Annotated in this window: 14 protein-coding genes and 1 riboswitch; of the genes, 4 read left to right on the top strand and 10 right to left on the bottom strand. The window is 38.5% G+C overall.

Annotation, left to right across the window (positions count from 1 at the left end; translation table 11 throughout):
* Window positions 1-28 precede the first annotated feature (28 nt).
* Window positions 29-2,881, top strand: a complete 2,853-nt coding sequence (gene carB, locus PP182_RS12390; protein ID WP_272651572.1) for a carbamoyl-phosphate synthase large subunit — start codon at window positions 29-31, stop codon at window positions 2,879-2,881.
* 58 nt (window positions 2,882-2,939) lie between these two features.
* Here the strand turns inward: carB and PP182_RS12395 are convergent, their stop codons facing one another.
* Complete coding sequence (locus tag PP182_RS12395) at window positions 2,940-3,281, bottom strand: ribose-5-phosphate isomerase (protein ID WP_272651573.1); 342 nt, start codon at window positions 3,279-3,281, stop codon at window positions 2,940-2,942.
* A gap of 17 nt (window positions 3,282-3,298) precedes the next feature.
* Entirely contained in the window at window positions 3,299-4,711 is a 1,413-nt protein-coding gene (gene gndA, locus PP182_RS12400; RefSeq protein ID WP_272651574.1) for an NADP-dependent phosphogluconate dehydrogenase, read from the bottom strand.
* A 142-nt stretch (window positions 4,712-4,853) separates the two neighbouring features.
* Here gndA and zwf point away from each other — a divergent pair, with 142 nt between their 5' ends.
* Together zwf and pgl are read left to right on the top strand one after the other, a co-directional pair.
* Complete coding sequence (zwf, locus tag PP182_RS12405) at window positions 4,854-6,386, top strand: glucose-6-phosphate dehydrogenase (RefSeq protein WP_272651575.1); 1,533 nt, start codon at window positions 4,854-4,856, stop codon at window positions 6,384-6,386.
* A gap of 28 nt (window positions 6,387-6,414) precedes the next feature.
* Complete coding sequence (gene pgl, locus PP182_RS12410; RefSeq protein WP_272651576.1) at window positions 6,415-7,128, top strand: 6-phosphogluconolactonase; 714 nt, start codon at window positions 6,415-6,417, stop codon at window positions 7,126-7,128.
* Here the strand turns inward: pgl and PP182_RS12415 are convergent.
* From PP182_RS12415 to PP182_RS12440, 6 genes are all read right to left on the bottom strand, one after another.
* Window positions 7,125-7,673, bottom strand: a complete 549-nt coding sequence (locus PP182_RS12415; RefSeq protein WP_272651577.1) for an acyl-CoA thioesterase — start codon at window positions 7,671-7,673, stop codon at window positions 7,125-7,127. The two genes, pgl and PP182_RS12415, sit on opposite strands and share 4 nt — an antisense overlap.
* Window positions 7,673-8,038 carry a 6-phosphogluconate dehydrogenase gene (locus tag PP182_RS12420; RefSeq protein WP_272651578.1) on the bottom strand — a complete coding sequence of 122 codons (366 nt, stop codon included), beginning with the start codon at window positions 8,036-8,038 and terminating at the stop codon, window positions 7,673-7,675. The genes PP182_RS12415 and PP182_RS12420 overlap by 1 nt, the downstream gene beginning before the upstream one ends.
* A gap of 6 nt (window positions 8,039-8,044) precedes the next feature.
* The gene (rmuC, locus tag PP182_RS12425) at window positions 8,045-9,397 is read right to left on the bottom strand and encodes a DNA recombination protein RmuC (protein ID WP_272651579.1); all 1,353 of its coding nucleotides are present in this window, start codon (window positions 9,395-9,397) and stop codon (window positions 8,045-8,047) included.
* 29 nt (window positions 9,398-9,426) lie between these two features.
* Window positions 9,427-10,143, bottom strand: a complete 717-nt coding sequence (locus tag PP182_RS12430) for an ABC transporter ATP-binding protein (protein WP_272651580.1) — start codon at window positions 10,141-10,143, stop codon at window positions 9,427-9,429.
* A 79-nt stretch (window positions 10,144-10,222) separates the two neighbouring features.
* Window positions 10,223-11,254: a FecCD family ABC transporter permease gene (locus PP182_RS12435; RefSeq protein WP_272651581.1), complete on the bottom strand. Its 1,032-nt coding sequence runs from the start codon at window positions 11,252-11,254 to the stop codon at window positions 10,223-10,225.
* Complete coding sequence (locus tag PP182_RS12440) at window positions 11,255-12,340, bottom strand: ABC transporter substrate-binding protein (protein WP_272651582.1); 1,086 nt, start codon at window positions 12,338-12,340, stop codon at window positions 11,255-11,257.
* Between the two features lie 291 nt (window positions 12,341-12,631).
* A riboswitch (cobalamin riboswitch) is annotated at window positions 12,632-12,838 on the top strand.
* Window positions 12,839-12,911: 73 nt separating this feature from the next.
* On the opposite strand from PP182_RS12440, the gene PP182_RS12445 reads away from it, so the two are divergent.
* Window positions 12,912-14,786: a TonB-dependent receptor plug domain-containing protein gene (locus tag PP182_RS12445; protein ID WP_272651583.1), complete on the top strand. Its 1,875-nt coding sequence runs from the start codon at window positions 12,912-12,914 to the stop codon at window positions 14,784-14,786.
* 51 nt (window positions 14,787-14,837) lie between these two features.
* Here the strand turns inward: PP182_RS12445 and PP182_RS12450 are convergent, their stop codons facing one another.
* Window positions 14,838-16,304, bottom strand: coding sequence for a S41 family peptidase (locus PP182_RS12450; protein WP_272651584.1), 1,467 nt, complete (start codon window positions 16,302-16,304; stop codon window positions 14,838-14,840).
* Window positions 16,305-16,331: 27 nt separating this feature from the next.
* The gene (locus PP182_RS12455) at window positions 16,332-17,858 is read right to left on the bottom strand and encodes a S41 family peptidase (RefSeq protein ID WP_272651585.1); all 1,527 of its coding nucleotides are present in this window, start codon (window positions 17,856-17,858) and stop codon (window positions 16,332-16,334) included.
* Between the last annotated feature and the right edge of the window lie 88 nt (window positions 17,859-17,946).

Here is a 17,946-nt window from a genome sequence, read left to right on the forward strand (position 1 = left end):
TTTGAGATAACGAGAAACGATTTTTGAAATGCCTAAAAGAAAAGATTTAAATTCTATTTTAATTATTGGTTCTGGCCCTATCATTATTGGTCAGGCATGTGAGTTCGATTACGCGGGAAGTCAGTCCCTACGTTCCTTGAGGGAAGATGGGATAGAGACTATTTTAATTAATAGTAACCCCGCTACAATTATGACCGACCCTTCCATGGCGGATCATGTGTATTTGAAACCATTGACTACAAAATCGATTATAGAAATCTTAAAGGAACATCCACAAATTGATGCTGTATTGCCAACAATGGGTGGACAAACGGCACTGAACCTATGTATAGAGGCCGATAAAAAAGGAATCTGGGAAGACTTTGGCGTGGAACTTATTGGCGTTGATATCGACGCCATTAACATTACAGAGGATAGGGAACAGTTTAGGGAGCTGATGTTAAAAATTGGGGTTGGTATGGCCCCACAGGCAACTGCTACCTCTTTTCTTAAGGGTAAAGAGATTGCGCAAGAATTTGGTTTTCCTTTAGTAATTAGAGCATCATATACTTTGGGTGGCGCTGGTGCGTCCATCGTGCATAAACCAGAGGATTTTGACGCCTTATTAAGTCATGGACTCGAGATCTCACCTATTCACGAGGTAATGATAGACAAGGCCTTAATGGGCTGGAAGGAATATGAATTGGAGCTATTGCGGGATAAGAACGATAACGTTGTTATCATCTGTACCATTGAAAACATGGACCCTATGGGAATTCACACTGGGGATTCTATCACTGTAGCGCCAGCCATGACCCTCTCGGACAGAACCTTCCAGAAAATGAGGGATATGGCCATTCATATGATGCGCAGTATCGGGGATTTTGAAGGAGGTTGTAATGTTCAGTTTGCGGTGAGTCCCGATGAAAAGGAAGACATTATTGCCATCGAAATCAATCCAAGGGTTTCTAGATCTTCCGCTTTAGCTTCTAAAGCAACAGGATATCCTATTGCAAAAGTTGCTACCAAATTGGCCATTGGATATAGCTTGGACGAATTGGAGAATCAAATAACAAAATCTACTTCAGCCTTATTCGAACCTACTTTAGACTATGTAATCGTTAAAATTCCTAGATGGAACTTTGATAAGTTTGAAGGTTCTGATCGTACTTTGGGTCTTCAGATGAAGTCCGTTGGTGAAGTAATGGGTATTGGACGTTCTTTTCAGGAAGCCCTGCATAAGGCAACACAGTCCCTTGAAATCAAGCGAAATGGTTTAGGAGCAGATGGTAAAGGGTATAAGGACTACGATCAGATAATTAGCAAACTCACCATACCTAGCTGGGATAGGGTATTCGTAATTTACGATGCTATTCAAATGGGAATTCCGCTGAGTAGAATCCACGAGATTACCAAAATAGATATGTGGTTCCTAAAGCAGTATGAGGAACTATATCAGTTGGAAAAAGAAATTTCAAAATATACAATCGCCACTTTATCCAAGGAACTCTTGTTGGAAGCAAAGCAGAAAGGTTTTGCTGACCGACAAATAGCACATATGTTGGATTGTTATGAAAGTGAGGTGTACAATAAGCGTACAGAGCTAAATGTTAATCGGGTATACAAACTTGTAGATACCTGTGCAGCTGAATTTAAGGCGATGACACCTTATTATTATTCCACATTTGAGGCTGAAATTGAAAAACCGGACGGAACCCGTTACGTTGAAAATGATAGTGTAGTTACGGATAGGAAGAAAATTGTGGTATTGGGCTCAGGACCAAACCGCATCGGTCAGGGGATAGAGTTCGATTATTGTTGTGTTCATGGGGTTTTAGCAGCAGCAGAATGTGATTATGAAACCATTATGATCAACTGTAATCCTGAAACTGTATCGACCGATTTTGATACCGCGGATAAGCTATACTTTGAACCGGTTTTTTGGGAGCATATTTATGATATTATTCGTCATGAAAATCCGGAAGGTGTAATCGTTCAGTTAGGGGGTCAAACCGCATTGAAATTGGCTGAAAAACTTTCCAAATATGGAATAAAAATATTAGGGACCAGTTTCGAATCCTTGGATTTGGCTGAAGACAGAGGAAGTTTTTCCGATCTTTTAAAAGCCAATGATATTCCTTACCCAAGGTTCGGGGTTGCGGAAACAGCGGACGAGGCCTTGGCCTTGGCCGATGAATTGGATTTCCCTTTATTGGTGAGACCATCCTACGTATTGGGTGGACAGGGCATGAAGATTGTCATCAATAAGGAAGAGCTGGAAGAGCATGTAGTTGACTTACTGCGTAAAATCCCAAACAACAAACTCTTGTTAGACCATTATTTAGATGGCGCCATAGAAGCAGAGGCCGATGCCATTTGTGATGGTAAGGATGTGTATATCATTGGTATCATGGAGCATATTGAACCTTGCGGAATCCACTCCGGAGATTCAAATGCTACTTTACCTCCTTTTAACTTGGGTGAATTTGTAATGCAACAAATAAAAGATCATACCAAAAAGATTGCATTGGCCCTAAATACGGTAGGTCTCATAAACATACAATTTGCCATTAAGGACGATATTGTATACATTATCGAGGCAAACCCAAGAGCGTCCAGGACCGTTCCTTTCATTGCGAAGGCGTATAAAGAACCTTATGTAAACTATGCGACCAAGGTGATGTTGGGAGAAAAGAAAATCAAGGATTTTGACTTTAAACCGCACTTAGATGGCTATGCTATTAAACAGCCGGTTTTTTCTTTTAACAAATTCCCAAATGTCAACAAGAACCTAGGCCCCGAAATGAAGAGTACTGGAGAAAGTATTTTGTTTATCGATAGCCTGAAAGACGATGAGTTCTATAATCTTTATGCAAGACGAAAAATGTACTTGAGTAAATAGTAAATTATTTCAATACCTAAAAAGCACCCAGATTGGGTGCTTTTTTTGTTTTCCAGTTTTAATTAAACCATACTGCGTATTTCTTTCGTCTCAATTCCAGAGCCAAAACCCGTTCCATTTTCAACGCTTCTTCTTGTGTGTATATGGGTTTAATATGATTATATAAGCTACCCCTAAGATATAACCCATATTTTTTTACGATGCGGGAAGAAATATCAACTCCTTTTTTGCTTAATGAACCTTTTTTGTGCTGTTCAAAACGCTCCTTGGGGGTTTTACTGGTCATACCTACATAAAGACATTCTAGCACACCATTGAACTGTGGGTTTGCCTCACGGAACTTTCTGTTTTCAGAATAAACCCTTTTATGGAGTTCTACAACATAAATCCTGTAGGGCATATTTTTGGACTAAAATACTATTCCTTTTCCCACTCTGTATGGAAAATGCCCTCCCGATCCAACCTTTCATAGGTATGCGAACCAAAGTAGTCACGCTGGGCCTGAATTAGATTTAACGGCAACCTGCTTGAGGTATAGGCATCAAAATAAGTAAGGGAATTAGAAAGTCCAGGTAAAGGGATTCCGTTCTTTGCACCAAATGCTACCAATTCCCGGGCCGAATCCACGGTACTTTGTACTTTTTTTACAAAAGTTGGGGACAATAAAAGATTTGGTAGGGAGGCGTTAGCTTTAAAGGCTTCGGTAATATCCGCCAGTAATCCTGCCCTAATGATACATCCCGCACGCCAAATTTTTGCGATCTCTGCAATATCCAATTCGTATCCATACTCTTTTGAGGCATCGGCCAATTGATGCAAACCTTGCGCGTAGGTTATAATAAAAGAGAAATATAAGGCCTCTTCTGTTATCTTTTCTAGAGTTCCTTTCTCCATGTGTTCTACTGAAGGCCGGTCATAGAGTTTGTCCGCTTCAATTCGTTCCTCTTTTAGTGCAGATATTTCACGCATACTTACGGCGACATCGATGGAGGGAACGGGAATTCCCAAATCCATAGCATTTTGGCTGGTCCATTTACCAGTTCCTTTTTGCTTGGCCTTGTCCAATATTTTGTCCACTAAACGACCTTCTCCCAAACTGTCTTCCTCTTCAAAGATTTCCGAGGTAATCTCAACCAAAAAGGATTGTAACCGGCCCTTGTTCCATTTGCTATACGTGGCGTGTAATTCGTCATTGTTAAAGTCACCTCCTTTTTTAAGCACATCATAAATCTCGGAGGTCAATTGCATCAATCCGTATTCAATCCCATTGTGGACCATTTTTACATAGTTCCCGGCTGATTTCGGGCCTAAATAAGTTACACAAGGTTCTCCGTTATACTTCGCGGAAACCGCTTCAAATATGGGTTTTACATGTTGGTATGCTTCTTTATTGCCCCCGGGCATAATACTTGGTCCTCTTCGAGCTCCTTTAGCTCCCCCGGAAACACCCGCACCAAAAAAGTTGATTCCCTTTTTAGAGAGGTAGGCTTCCCTTCGGTCCGTATCCGTATAAAATGAGTTTCCGCCATCGATAATCAAGTCTCCTTCATCCAAATGAGGTAAAAGGTTTTCTATGACGATATCAACTACCTTTCCCGCTGGTACCAACAGCATGATTTTCCTTGGTTTGGATAAGGCTTCCAAAAAGACTTTATTATCCGTAGTAGCATTTACTTTGGCAGTATCTCCTCCTTCTTCAATCAGGGCATTTACCTTCTCCTCATCCAAATCATTACCGAAGGCCGTAAAGCCATTATCGGCTACGTTCAATATAAAATTTCGCCCCATAACGCCTAGTCCAACTAATCCAAAGTCGTATTTATTCTCCATACAAATGCTGTTTTCTTATTAAAATATCGGTAAGCTTCAAAAATAAATTAAAATATTCAGAATACTTCCTAAGTTATGGTAAACTCATTGGTAATGGCCCCACTTTTCGATACTTTTAGGGTTTCAAATACGAAACATCCATATGAAGAATACAGAAAATCAAATGCTGGTTATTTTCGGTGCATCGGGAGACTTAACTGCCAGAAAATTAGTCCCGGCGTTGTACAATCTACATGAAGACGGGCAATTACCTAAAAATTTTGTGGTACTAGGGGCGAGTAGAAGCGATTTAACGGATGATGATTTTCGAAATCGAGTTGTTTTAGATAGCAAATATTTGAAGGACAAGCTAAAAGGTAAAAAAAAGGAGGAAATAGAAAAGTTTGCTAATATTTTCTTCTACCAAGATTTAGGCAAGGATTATGATGTGGATTATACACCCTTACACAAACGTGTGAGCGACTTAAATGATGAAAAGGGTACGGAAGGTAATATCATGTATTATTTATCCACTCCACCCGGATTATATGAAACCATTGCAAAAAATTTAGCTGATGCAGGATTAAATACTCAAAAAAATGGATGGAAAAGGCTAATTGTGGAAAAGCCCTTCGGATATAGTCTGGACACCGCAAAGGCCTTGAACGAGGGGTTACAGAAGCACTTCAATGAATCCCAAATTTATAGAATTGATCATTATTTGGGTAAGGAAACGGTACAGAATCTCTTGGTAACCCGTTTTGCCAATAGCATTTTTGAACCGCTATGGAACAGAAATTATATTGATCATATTGAAATCACAAATGCAGAAAGCGTAGGGGTGGAGAAGCGTGGTGGATACTATGATAAGTCCGGAGCTTTAAGGGATATGTTTCAGAATCATTTACTTCAAATCGTTTCGCTCATTGTAATGGAACCCCCCATTGGTGACGGTGCCGAAGAAATAAGAAATGAAAAGGTGAAAGCCTTAAAATCGTTGCGTTTGATGCAGGATGAAAAGACATTACATGACCATACTATTAGAGCACAATACATGAAGTCTAAAATTGATGGAAAGGAAGTTAAAGGGTACCGTGAAGAAGAAGGTGTTGACCCAGAATCTACCACGGAAACCTATGCGGCGATAAAGTTCTTTGTAGATAACTGGAGGTGGAAAGATGTCCCATTTTATGTTAGAACTGCCAAACGTATGCCCACCAAGGTTACAGAAGTGGTTATTCATTTTAAAACTCCGCACCATCAAATCTTTAAGGATTCCGGAATACATAACAAGGATAATAAGTTAATTATCAGGATTCAACCGGATGAAGGAATACTCATTAAATTTGGAGTAAAAGTTCCCGGACAGGGATTTAAGGTAGAACGTGCCAATCTAGACTTTTACTATTCCAGTTTGGCAGAAACTCATGTAATGGAGGCCTATGAGAGATTGTTGCTAGATGCCATGCAGGGCGATGCGACGTTGTATGCACGAGCGGATGAGGTAGAGGCGGCGTGGGAGTTTGTTGACCCCATATTAGATTATTGGAAAAGTGGAATAGATGTTCGGATGTACGGTTACCCGTCAGGGACTTGGGGTCCAGAAAATTCAGATGATTTAATTGAAGGGAATGGTTTTTGGCGCAATCCCGGCGAAAATTTGACCGATGATGAAAACTACTGTGTGCTCTGCTAAATTTTAATTTTTACAGTAATTATTAGAAATGGACATAAAAATATACAAGAATAAAAAAGAAGTGGCCATGGAATTCTCCAAATACTTTATAGACTTCGTAGGAGAAAGGGAAGAGATACATATCGCATTATCAGGTGGGAGTACTCCCAAGATTGTTTTTGATGTATTGGCAGATACCTATGGTAAGGAAATCGATTGGAATAAAATTCACTTATATTGGGGCGATGAGCGCTGTGTAAGTCCCACGGATGACGAAAGTAATTATAAAATGACCCTAGAACATTTGTTGTCCAAAATCGACATCCCAGAAGCCAATATTCATCGGGTATTGGGAGAAAACGAACCGAAAGATGAAGCTGTGCGTTACAGTGGAGTATTGGAAAAACAACTTCCTACTTCCAATGAAATTCCACAATTCGATTTGGTAATTCTAGGTATGGGGGATGACGGACATACAGCTTCCATATTCCCATATGAAATTCACCTTTGGGATTCTGAAAAGGTATGTGAAGTTGCCATTCATCCGAATTCTGGTCAGCGGAGAATTACGATAACAGGAAAAGTGATTAACAACGCACAAGAAGTAGCATTTCTGGTTACGGGAGAAGGCAAATCAGAAAAAGTAAGGATAATTACCCAAAAGGAGGATGGTTATATAAAGTATCCAGCATCGTTGGTATACCCCAATTCAAAAAAATTGGTATGGTTTTTAGACCAGGCAGCAGCTTCTGAAATATCTTAAAATTTTAGCTCAACCTTACAGTTTTCACTTTTTAGCTCTTTAAGGTACTGCTCGGCATTAAAGGTATAGGATTCAAATTTTGTATCTCGCTCCCGTGCTTCAAGTTTTCTGTATTTGCTTCGGGCAAATCTTCTTATTCCTTGTTTATCGGTTACCAATAATCCGGGTACAGGAACACTCTTGCCTTGTTCATCTTTGGCCACCATGGTAAAATAGGAGGAATTACAATGTCTTTTTTCTCCTGTTGTAATATTTTCGGAATCTACACGAACACCGACCACCATTGAAGTTTTACCCGTATAATTAATGGATGCCCTAAGTGTGACTAACTCCCCTACATCGATAGGATTCAGAAAATCCACCCGATTTACAGAAGCGGTTACACAATAGCGCTGAGAATGTTTGGAAGCACAGGCAAATGCAATTTGGTCCATTAAGTTTAAAATATGGCCACCATGTACTTTACCTCCAAAGTTGGAGTGGGAGGGGAGCATAAGCTCTGTAATGGAGACCTGCGAGTCTTTTACGCTTTTATATTCTAACATTATTTTCTAAAATGTGGGGATTGTTCCTGTTTTACCTGTGTTATGAAATATTTGGTGTCCCCTAACCAGAAAAAGGTGGCAAAACGTTCTGTATAATTCACTTTGACATATTGTCCTTGATAATCTTTAAGTTTTTGGATAACATCCTCGTCCTTATCCAATACCGAAAACGCAAAAATCTGGGCTCCTGAAATTCCTTGGCTAATTTCGCCTTCCCATGTCTTAATCAGAACCCCCTTATTACTAATTTTAATCAGCTCTCCCGACCTAACACCCTCACTGTAGGGCACAAAGTAGATAAAAGCATAAACCAAGGCAAACAGAACCAAGCAACCTCCCAGAAATAGAAATAATATTCGTTTCATTTTAAATTATAATTTAAGTTTAGGTTCTTCCTCCTCTTCAAAATCATCTTCTTTTGCTCTCTTAAGAATAGGTTCTGGAAGCGATTTTTTGGCCTTGGCGCCCATTTTCTTTAATTTTTCGATACTTGTAATAATATTACCACGCCCTTCGAAGAGTTTATTCATGGCGCCTTTGTATTCAGATTTGGCATCATCCATTTTTTTTCCCACTTTGGTCAGATCGGACACAAAACCCTCAAATTTATCATATAGGGCCCCAGCTTGTTTTGCAATTTCTATGGCGTTTCTTTGTTGTTTTTCGTTGTTCCACATGCTGTCTATAGTCCGTAAAGTGGCTAATAAAGTAGATGGAGTAACGATTACGATATTTTGTTCAAAAGCCTTGTTATACAAGTTGTTATCGTTATTTATGGCAATGGCAAAAGCGGGCTCAATAGGCACAAACATCAAAACGAAATCTGGACTTTCCATTTCATAAAGGTCCTCGTATTTTTTGGCGGATAATTGGTCTACATGCCGTCTAAGGGAATTTATATGATCCTTTAAAAATTTTTCTTGAAATTCATCCTCGGCATTGATGTAGCGTTCATAATCGGTAAGGGAAACCTTGGAATCCACAATCATCTTTTTCCCATCAGGTAGGTTTATGATTACATCGGGAAGAACACGGGACCCATCTTCACGGGTAAAACTCTGCTGAACAGAGTACTCGCGATCTTTTTCGAGTCCGGATTTCTCCAATACACGCTCCAGAACCAATTCCCCCCAATTTCCTTGCATTTTACTATCTCCTTTCAATGCTTTCGTTAAATTCTCGGCCTCTTGGGTAATTTTTAAATTCTGCGTCTGTAGATTGAGCAATTGTTCCTTTAAGGCAGAATGTATACTAATGTTCTCCTTTTGACTTTCCTCAACCTTCTTTTCGAAAAGTTGAATCTTTTCGTTTAATGGAGTTAATATATTTTTAATGTTCTTTTCATTCCTTTCGGTAAACTTCAGGCTTTTCTCTTCTAATATTTTATTGGCCAAATTTTCAAATTCCTTGGTGAATTTTTCTTGTAGTTTTTCCACCTCTTCCTTTTGTTCTGAATTTTTGGATTGTAGGTTCTCCAAATCCGCCTGATATCGTACAATTTGGTTACCCAATTGCTCTTTTTCTGAACGAAGTTCCTCCCTTTCGTTTTCTAGGGTTAAATTCCTGTTTTCCAATTGGGTCCTTAAAAGTACCAACTGTCTATTTTCTTCCTCAAGCGTGCTCTGGCTAGACTTTGTTTTTAGGCTCTGGATATAGTTCCCTAGAAAAAAACCAATACCCAAACAGAGTACCGTTATTATGATGTAAAGTAGTGTCTCGTTCATTTTTCAAATTACTCAAGTAAAGATACAGGTTACTTCTGAATACGGAAAGTTCCAGATAAAGCATCAAATTGTACGGTATCAGCCGGGAACAAACTCTCAAATGCCTTGTTTTCAATAAGTTTACAAGGTTCGTCAAAAGGATTATTTTTCCCTTCAAGAATTAATATTTTATCACATAATTGTATCGCCAATTCTATCTCATGACTCGTAAATAATATCGCTTTTTTGGTTTGATGCGCTATGGATTTTAAAAGCTTAAGGATCTGTACTTTATGGAAAAGGTCCAAGTGGGTGGTGGGCTCGTCCAACAAAATAATCTCTGTATCCTGAGCAAGGGCACGGGCAATCATAACCCGCTGTAGTTGTCCGTCACTTAGAGCATAGCATTTTTTATCCTTTAGGTTCCCCAATGCTAATGTTTCAATAGTCTCAGAGACTTTTTTAATATCCTTGGTAGTGAGAGTGCCCATCCAATTGGTATAAGGTTGCCGCCCGAGGGCAATAAGTTCTCTAACGGTCAAATTTTTAGAGGCAATGGGTTCGGTTAGCACCAAACTTATCCGTTTTGCCAATTTATTGGCACTTAAATCTCCAAGCAACTCACCTTCAACCCTAATTTCTCCTCCCATAGAAGGTTGTAGTTTGCCGATTGTTTTTAATAAGGTCGATTTACCAATTCCATTAATTCCAATGATTGCCGCACACTCACCCGGTCTTATCCCAAAGGAAATATTGTTACATACCATTAAACCGCTATACCCAATGGATAGATTATTTACTTGAAGCGTGATATGTTCGGATTTTGAATTTTCGATATCAAAAAGTTTAAAAAACCATCTTTCTTTTTCTCAACAATAACCAAATGACTACCGGAGCCCCAATAATACTGGTTATTGCGTTTATTGGTAATACTGAAGCTTGTCCAGGTAATTGCGCAATAACATCACATATTAACAAGATAATACTTCCGTATAACAAGACAGCTGGTACTAAAACTTTATGGTCGGTCGTATTAAATATCTGTCGGGTCAAATGAGGTACCGCTAGGCCAATAAACGCAATAGGGCCTGTAAATGCCGTAATACTGCCGGCAAGAATTCCGGTTGCGATAATAATGAGAAATCTTGATTTTTTTAGGTTTATACCTAGACTTTGGGCATAATTTTCTCCCAAAAGATATCCATTGAGCGATTTAATAGAAAAAATGCTTATCCCAATTCCTATGCATATCGCAATCCCGAGAATAGCCAGTTGAACCCCGGATAAATCTCCAAGACTTCCATAAGTCCAAAAAACATACTGTTGTAATTTTTCTGCATTTGAAAAGTAGGATAGAACACTGACAACAGCTGCCGTAATACTGCCGATCATTAGCCCAATAATCAATAATGCCATGGTGTCCTTAATTTTGGTTGCAACTCCAATCACGAGAAACAGCACTAGAAAACTCCCAATACTTGCCACAATTGCCAAAGAGATATCATTAATAATACTGATGGATATTATCCCCGAAAATAAGGAAAGACCCATTATAAGTAGCGCAACACCTAAACTTGCTCCCGAACTGATTCCCAATACAAAAGGACCTGCCAAAGGATTCCGGAACAAGGTTTGCATTAATAGTCCACTTAAAGCCAAACCTGAACCTGCCATAATAGCTGTAAGTGCCTTTGGTATTCTATAGTTCCAAATAATATACGTTAGGGATTCATTGTGGATTTCAAGACCAAAAATCACCTTCAGCGTATCTAAAAATGAAATGGAAACAGAACCCAGACTAATACTAAGTACTATACAGAAAAACAGCACAACCCATAGTAGTCCAAAGCGAATAACGTATGTTTTGTTAAGTTTCAATTATTCCAAGGGCTTAAAAAAGATGGGTTCATAATTCGGCAATAGTTCTGGATGGAAAATATGAATGAGGTCTTGCAATACTAAATCTGGTCGTTGTGGAGCCAATTCATAGTATAGTAATCCTCCGGTTTCTCCTTTAGTTTTTGAAAAAGTATAGACTTTCCGGTTATTAAACGCACTGAACTCTTTGTAATATTCACTGGCTTGTCCCAAATCTTTATAGCTTATATATTGAGCGGGAGCTATCCAGAACTCGGCGTTTTTTCCTTTTAATAAAACGTTTTCCCAACTAAGGGATAGGCTACCTGTTTCTTCGGTTTCCTTCCACAAATAGTCTCCATTGGCATCTAAAATAAATTGTGCAGCCCAACTTTCACCCCCCGGAAGATACCATACATCCTTAAACATGGCGCCACTCATAACGGTAGGAGAGTTTTTTGCAGTTTGCGCAATTTCCTTTGCCTTTATGTATTGAGTTTCAATTTTGGAAAAAATATCATCTGCTAAACATTCTTTATTAAAAAATGGGGCAAAGAACTTGATCCATTCTGCTTTTCCCAAAGGGCTTTCTTCAGTCCAATCCCCATTATAGGCTACAGGAATGTTGGCGCGTTGGATGCTATTGTATGCCTTATTTTGGGCACTAATACTAAAGCCGACGACCAATTCCGGTCTTAAGGCAATAACCATTTCGGTATTTAGCGTTTCATTACTACCCAGTTCCATTATTTTATTCTCCTCAATTAATTTTCTGCTGGCCTTGGAAGAGATATATTTTGTTTCTGGGAATCCAATGAGCTTATCCAGCACTCCCAAAGCCTCCAAAGCTGGTATATGTGTTGTGGAGGTAACAACAAGGTTTTCAATGGGCGTTGCTATAACGGCATCGTAGGCATTTTTATCCAAAGTAATCGTAGCTAATTTCTTTTTGGGTATTAGAGCATACGTAAATGCCGATTCAGCATTGGGCCATGGAGAAGTAATTTTAATTATCGTTATATCCGATCCAGTTTTCTCAATGGTAAACCCTTTCGCATATTTAACAGAAACTTTACTTACGGATGGAACCGTTCCGGGTGGTTTCATATCGGTTTTACAACCAAAAAAAGATAGGAGAAGCGATACGAGGAAAATAGATTTTAAGAACTTCAAAAGCAGCCTAATTTTAAAAATCAATATTTGTCGCAAGGTAACAAAAGTCACATTCTATTTAAATAAGAGTTTATAGCTTTGATAAAAATCAATTTTTATGCACGGCCATTCAAACACTATAATCTATATTGTTGGAGGCATCGTGTTGCTTCATTTTGTCATCGGTATTGTTTGGTTGGCCCTTAAAATGACCAAGAAAAAATAAGATTGATAAAAAAAAATTCTATTTTCGCCCCGAATCTTGGTTCAATACAACTCGTTTTAGGTCGTATTGATTAAAAGGGAATCCGGTGAGAATCCGGAACTGTTCCCGCAACTGTAAGCTCAGCCGATTTTTCGGTACTTATCGTAAACTTCAAAACCACTGGTGTATACCGGGAAGGTGCTCGATAAGATGCAAGTCAGGAGACCTGCCAAATTCAAACAAACTATAGTTAAACTTTCGGGATAAAGGTTTACGTATGGGGACAGACATACTATTCGCTCGAACAAGAGATTAAAAAACATGTACAAAAATTTGGTAGGTTTTAGTGCCATGGCTTTGCTATGCACTAATTCGATTGCTCAAGGCACACAACAGGACTCCATTAAACTTCAAGAATTAGATGAAGTGGTTGTAAGTGATTCCCGTTTTTCTTTAAAACGAGAAAATTCGGGAAAGACGGTCATTAAAATTTCGGCCAAGGAATTGGAAAGAAATCAAGGGAGAACGGTTGCCGAAATTATCAACACTAAAAGTGGCCTGGAAGTTAGTGGAAGTAGAAGTTATCCTGGTCAAAATTTATCGGTTTTTGCTCGAGGAGGTAATAACCGTCAAGTCTTGGTTATTATCGATGGTATTCAGGTTTCGGACCCTTCAAATGTTAACGCGGAGTATGATTTACGTTTATTAAGCCTTGCTCAAGTTGAGACTATCGAAATTATTAAGGGAGCATCGAGCACATTGTATGGAAATTCGGCGGCAACGGCCGTGATTAATATCACAACTAAAAAAGCCATAAAGGACGGTTTAAATTTGGAAGTAATTTCCAATTGGGGAACCAATCAAACACAGAACAATCAGAACCATAATATTTCGGATATTTCAAACAATGTAACCGTTACGGGTAGAAAAAAAGGGCTTTCCTTTTTAACCTCTGTAGGCCATCAATTTACGGATGGACTTTCGGCCGCAATAGGGGAAGAAGAAGATGTATTTTCAAGGATAGATGGAAATATAAAGGTGGGGTACGAATTTTCAAATAGTTTTAAAATGGAGGGCTCGGCGTTCTATAACAAATTGAATTCCGATTATGATAATGGATTTCCGGTAGTGGACGCCGATTTTAGCTTTAACGGTGAACAGTCAAGATTTGCATTAACGAATACCTACCAATACAAAAAAGGAGAAATACGATTAAATACCGCCTTGAATCGGATTACAAGAAATTTTGTGTCCGACTTTCCCAATTTTTATGTTTCCAAATCCATTATACTGGACGTTTTCAACAAATACACGTTTAATGATAATATTTATACCATTGTAGGTCTGAATATAGTACAAGGTAAAACCGTATTTGCCGATGTAGAAAAAGTAAAAAATACCGACCCATACGCTAACCTAGTTTATGTAAGTGATTTTGGCCTTAATATTAATACTGGGGCGAGATGGAACAACCACAGTGCTTATGGGAGTAATTGGATTTACAACGTCAACCCCTCCTATAGATTTAAAATAAATAAGGGGTATCTAAAATTTTTTGGTTCGTATGCAACATCCTATATAGCTCCCAACCTGTCACAACTTTACGGCCCCTTTGGGGCAAATCCAGAATTGAATCCTGAAGAGGACACTACTATTGAGGGAGGGTTAGAATTTCAATATTCAGATAGATTAAGGTTTAGTGCTGTTTATTTCAATAGAGCTGAGGAGGGAAGAATAGATTATATTGTTGTTGACCCGGATACTTTTGTAAGCCAATATAGAAACATCTCGGAAGATATTAACCTATTCGGTGTCGAGGTTGAATTATGGGCAAAACCGATGAGGAATTTTGAAGTTACCGCGAACTATACGCTTACCGACTCCAAAAATGAATTGGCCTTACGAATTCCCAGAAGCAAACTGAACGCACGTATATCCTATATTATTAATAGTAAAGCGTATTTTTCAGCAGGGTATCAAAATGTTTCTGAACGTTCGGATACGGATTTTGCCACACTCTCCGACGTTGAGCTAGAATCCTTTGGACTAATTGATTTATATTACAAACAGGAGGTAAGTAAGCAGTTTAGTTTCTTTTTATCTATTGATAATGTATTGAACGAGGATTATGTTGAGATACTAAATTATACTACAAAAGGAAGAAATTTCAGAATCGGGATGCGTTTAAAAATTTAGAAATAAAAAAGGGCGGTCATTCAGACCGCCCTTTTTTCTATTCCCATATATTTAATCCAAAGTTATAACATGATCATATACAGTGTCATCAATCATTTTGTCCTTGAAAGGACTAAACATTTTAGAACTGGTCATTATCTCGATAGGATTTTCAACAGTAAAACTCCTTTTACCTGTAGCACCTGTTATCTCTTGAATGGCACGCGCCAATAAAGGTTCATTCTGGTCACCCAAAATACCTAGATTACCAAAATCTTCTTTTAAGGCAATATCAGGTACCAGACCATCCGTATAATCAAAAAAACCATCTGCATTTTCATTTCTTCCTAGCAGGGGTTGAATGGCCCATTGATTGTCGGAGTTTATTTTGTTTACCCTTGTAGGTGTATACAAGTATGAGTTCTCACGATCATCTACAAGAGTAGTGGAGAATTCGTTTTTACCTCTGGTTACATCCCCTATTTGTATTACATCGATATAGGGTTCTAAACTATTAATGAGTAACTCACTTGCCGAAGCGGAACTTGCCGTTGTCAATACATAAAGCTTACTTAGACCTAACGGGTCTATGGTATTACTTCCTACACGATCTGTAAAGTTAACCACTAATTGAGTTTCCGTTAATTGATCCTGAATCTTGTCATTATACCTTTTTCTCAAAAAGATATTATCATCATTCGTATCGTATATCATACTTGCCAATACACGCGTAGTATTGACCGATCCACCGGGATTATACCTTAAATCTACGATTAACTCTGTAATACCAAGGTTTTTAAGACCCTGTATAGCTTCATATAGGTCGGTATCATACTCATTCGTAAACTGGTTGTACATTAAATAACCAATGGTAATTCCGTTGATTTCAAATGATTTGGAAATAAAAACTGGATTTTCTGCCAATGCCGCTTCCTTGGTCAAAGATACCTCCCTATCATTTTGTATAATATTACCATTGGCAAAGTCGGCCATATTCAAAACATAAGTATCGTTTTCTCCAAACAATAAATCGATGTAATTGTTTATGTTCAAGGTGACACCGTCCACACCTGTGAACAAGTCTCCTCTCTCAATTTCCTTTGTGGATGCATCCGAATTGGGTACAATATAGCGGACATATCCAAAAATCTCTTCACTATCCGCTTTTCTGACCAAGCCAAATTCAAGGCCATTACTTCTCGATATTCCTGCTAGGGAATTTGTTAGTTCCCGGTAATCGGAATTATAGAAGCTAAAACGGTCCTCGATATAAAGGAGTTTATTGTCAAAAAAAACGCCGGGTTCTTCTTCCGATTCTAAAAACTCGGTATAGTTTTCTGCATCTTGAAACCGGTCATCAGCCAAATCCGGAACATCGGCCTGCCAAAAGTACCAGAAGTTCATCGCCTTCCACATAAAGTTTTGAACAGGCACGTCCGCAGAAGGAATTGGATCTATAGTTTTTGGAATGCTTAGTTCCTCATCCTTGGAACAGGAAAGTAAACTAATGACAAAAATTAGGGTTAAGAACCTTTTCATAGTAGGTAGAACTGGATATATCTAAATTTATTTTACCTTCTTAAAGGCATTTTTTAAAGACTCCGATACATTATCCAATATTAGGGCGCTGTTTCGGTCATCGTAGAGTTTTGAACTGGAAATCAGGTTGACCGGCATTAGAACTTCAAAACTTCTTTTCGCACCAGTACCTGTTATTTCCTGTATGGCTCTTGCCAATAAAGGTTCATTGGGGTCGCCCAAGGTACCAAGATTGGTAACATCCTCTTCCAATTCAATATCAGGTATTAAACCCTCAGCATAATTTGAAAAACCGGCACTATTTTCTACCCGGCTTACGATAGGTTGTAATGCCCATTGATTTTCTGGGTTTATTTGGTCCTCTCTTTCCGGATCATAAAAATTTCCATTTTCTGGATCATCCACGAAGGTTATAGATCCTTGGTTTTTACCAACTGTTGTTGTTCCAATATGAACAACATTCATGTAAGGTTCCAAGCCTACCATTACCAATTCACTTGCGGATGCCGAGGCGCCAGTAGCTAGAACATATACATTGGTAAGGTTTAAAGTGTTCAAAGCGGCGTTTGAATTTCCATTGAAGGTGCCCGTGGTTTCTACAAAATTATTATCCAATTCCCCAGGTTCGAACAAAGCCTGCACTTTGTCATTGTACCTTGTCCTATACAGTAAATCGCTAGTATTTGTACCATAAATAAGGCTAGCCAATATTTGGGCCGTTGTTCCTCGTCCACCGGAATTATACCGGAGGTCTAAAACCAAGTCGGTAATATTCTCGCTTTTAAAATCTCCAAAAACTTGATTCAGTGCTTCGCCCGATCCTGGCGTAAAAGAATTGTACATAAGGTACCCAATTCTTTTGTCACTCACATTCAATACCGTACTGGCAAGAATAGGGTCTTCTTCCAAACCTTCTTCCTTTGTAAGGGAAACCTCTTTTCCATTGGGACTTATCGTATTATTTTCGATAGTGGCCATATTAAGGATATAGGTATCATTATCCCCAAAAAGTAAATCTATATAATTGTTTACCGTTAGATCGGTACCGTTAACCCCTATAAAATAATCTCCTCTCTTAATATCTTTCGTGGAAGCGTCAGAATCCTTAATAACATATTCTACAAACCCAAATACATCATCTGAACTGCCAATTCTAGATAGCCCAAATTCAAGGCCATTACTTTTTGAAATTCCAGATAATAAATTGGTTAATTCGGTATAATCATCACTATAAAAGGTAAACCGATCTTCTGAAAATAAGAGTTCGTCCAATAGAAAATTTTCTGGGTCTGGATGCGAAGCCAAATAAGTTTCGTACTCCGTTTGAGTGGAAAAACGGTCATCCGCCAAAACAGGAACATCTGCCTGCCAAAAATAATAATTGTTTAAGGTCTGCCACATAAAATTTTGTATCTGGATATCAACCTCTTCTTCGATTACTTCTTCCTCAACAACTTCTTCTTCTACTTCTTCAATAATAGGGTCGTCATCGTTCTTATTACAAGATTCGGCGACAATTCCAATAAACAATAAAAACACTAAATATTTCTTCATAGCAATTTTTTTAATCTATCCACTTTCAATTATTGTACCATTATAATTCTAATACTTGAAATTGTAGACTTTAAGCAATTTTTTTATA

It is taken from the genome of Maribacter sp. PR1, assembly GCF_028464145.1.
Taxonomy (GTDB): domain Bacteria; phylum Bacteroidota; class Bacteroidia; order Flavobacteriales; family Flavobacteriaceae; genus Maribacter.

What these genes read in the sequence shown, in the direction of transcription:
- PP182_RS12420 (WP_272651578.1), bottom strand. Translation starts at nt 8,038, where the DNA reads ATGAAACGAATATTATTTCTATTTCTGGGAGGTTGCTTGGTTCTGTTT.
- PP182_RS12430 (WP_272651580.1), bottom strand. Translation starts at nt 10,143, where the DNA reads ATGGTATGTAACAATATTTCCTTTGGGATAAGACCGGGTGAGTGTGCG.
- carB (WP_272651572.1), top strand. Translation starts at nt 29, where the DNA reads ATGCCTAAAAGAAAAGATTTAAATTCTATTTTAATTATTGGTTCTGGC.
- PP182_RS12450 (WP_272651584.1), bottom strand. Translation starts at nt 16,304, where the DNA reads ATGAAAAGGTTCTTAACCCTAATTTTTGTCATTAGTTTACTTTCCTGT.
- pgl (WP_272651576.1), top strand. Translation starts at nt 6,415, where the DNA reads ATGGACATAAAAATATACAAGAATAAAAAAGAAGTGGCCATGGAATTC.
- PP182_RS12445 (WP_272651583.1), top strand. Translation starts at nt 12,912, where the DNA reads ATGTACAAAAATTTGGTAGGTTTTAGTGCCATGGCTTTGCTATGCACT.
- rmuC (WP_272651579.1), bottom strand. Translation starts at nt 9,397, where the DNA reads ATGAACGAGACACTACTTTACATCATAATAACGGTACTCTGTTTGGGT.
- PP182_RS12415 (WP_272651577.1), bottom strand. Translation starts at nt 7,673, where the DNA reads ATGTTAGAATATAAAAGCGTAAAAGACTCGCAGGTCTCCATTACAGAG.
- PP182_RS12455 (WP_272651585.1), bottom strand. Translation starts at nt 17,858, where the DNA reads ATGAAGAAATATTTAGTGTTTTTATTGTTTATTGGAATTGTCGCCGAA.
- PP182_RS12395 (WP_272651573.1), bottom strand. Translation starts at nt 3,281, where the DNA reads ATGCCCTACAGGATTTATGTTGTAGAACTCCATAAAAGGGTTTATTCT.
- gndA (WP_272651574.1), bottom strand. Translation starts at nt 4,711, where the DNA reads ATGGAGAATAAATACGACTTTGGATTAGTTGGACTAGGCGTTATGGGG.
- zwf (WP_272651575.1), top strand. Translation starts at nt 4,854, where the DNA reads ATGAAGAATACAGAAAATCAAATGCTGGTTATTTTCGGTGCATCGGGA.
- PP182_RS12440 (WP_272651582.1), bottom strand. Translation starts at nt 12,340, where the DNA reads ATGAAACCACCCGGAACGGTTCCATCCGTAAGTAAAGTTTCTGTTAAA.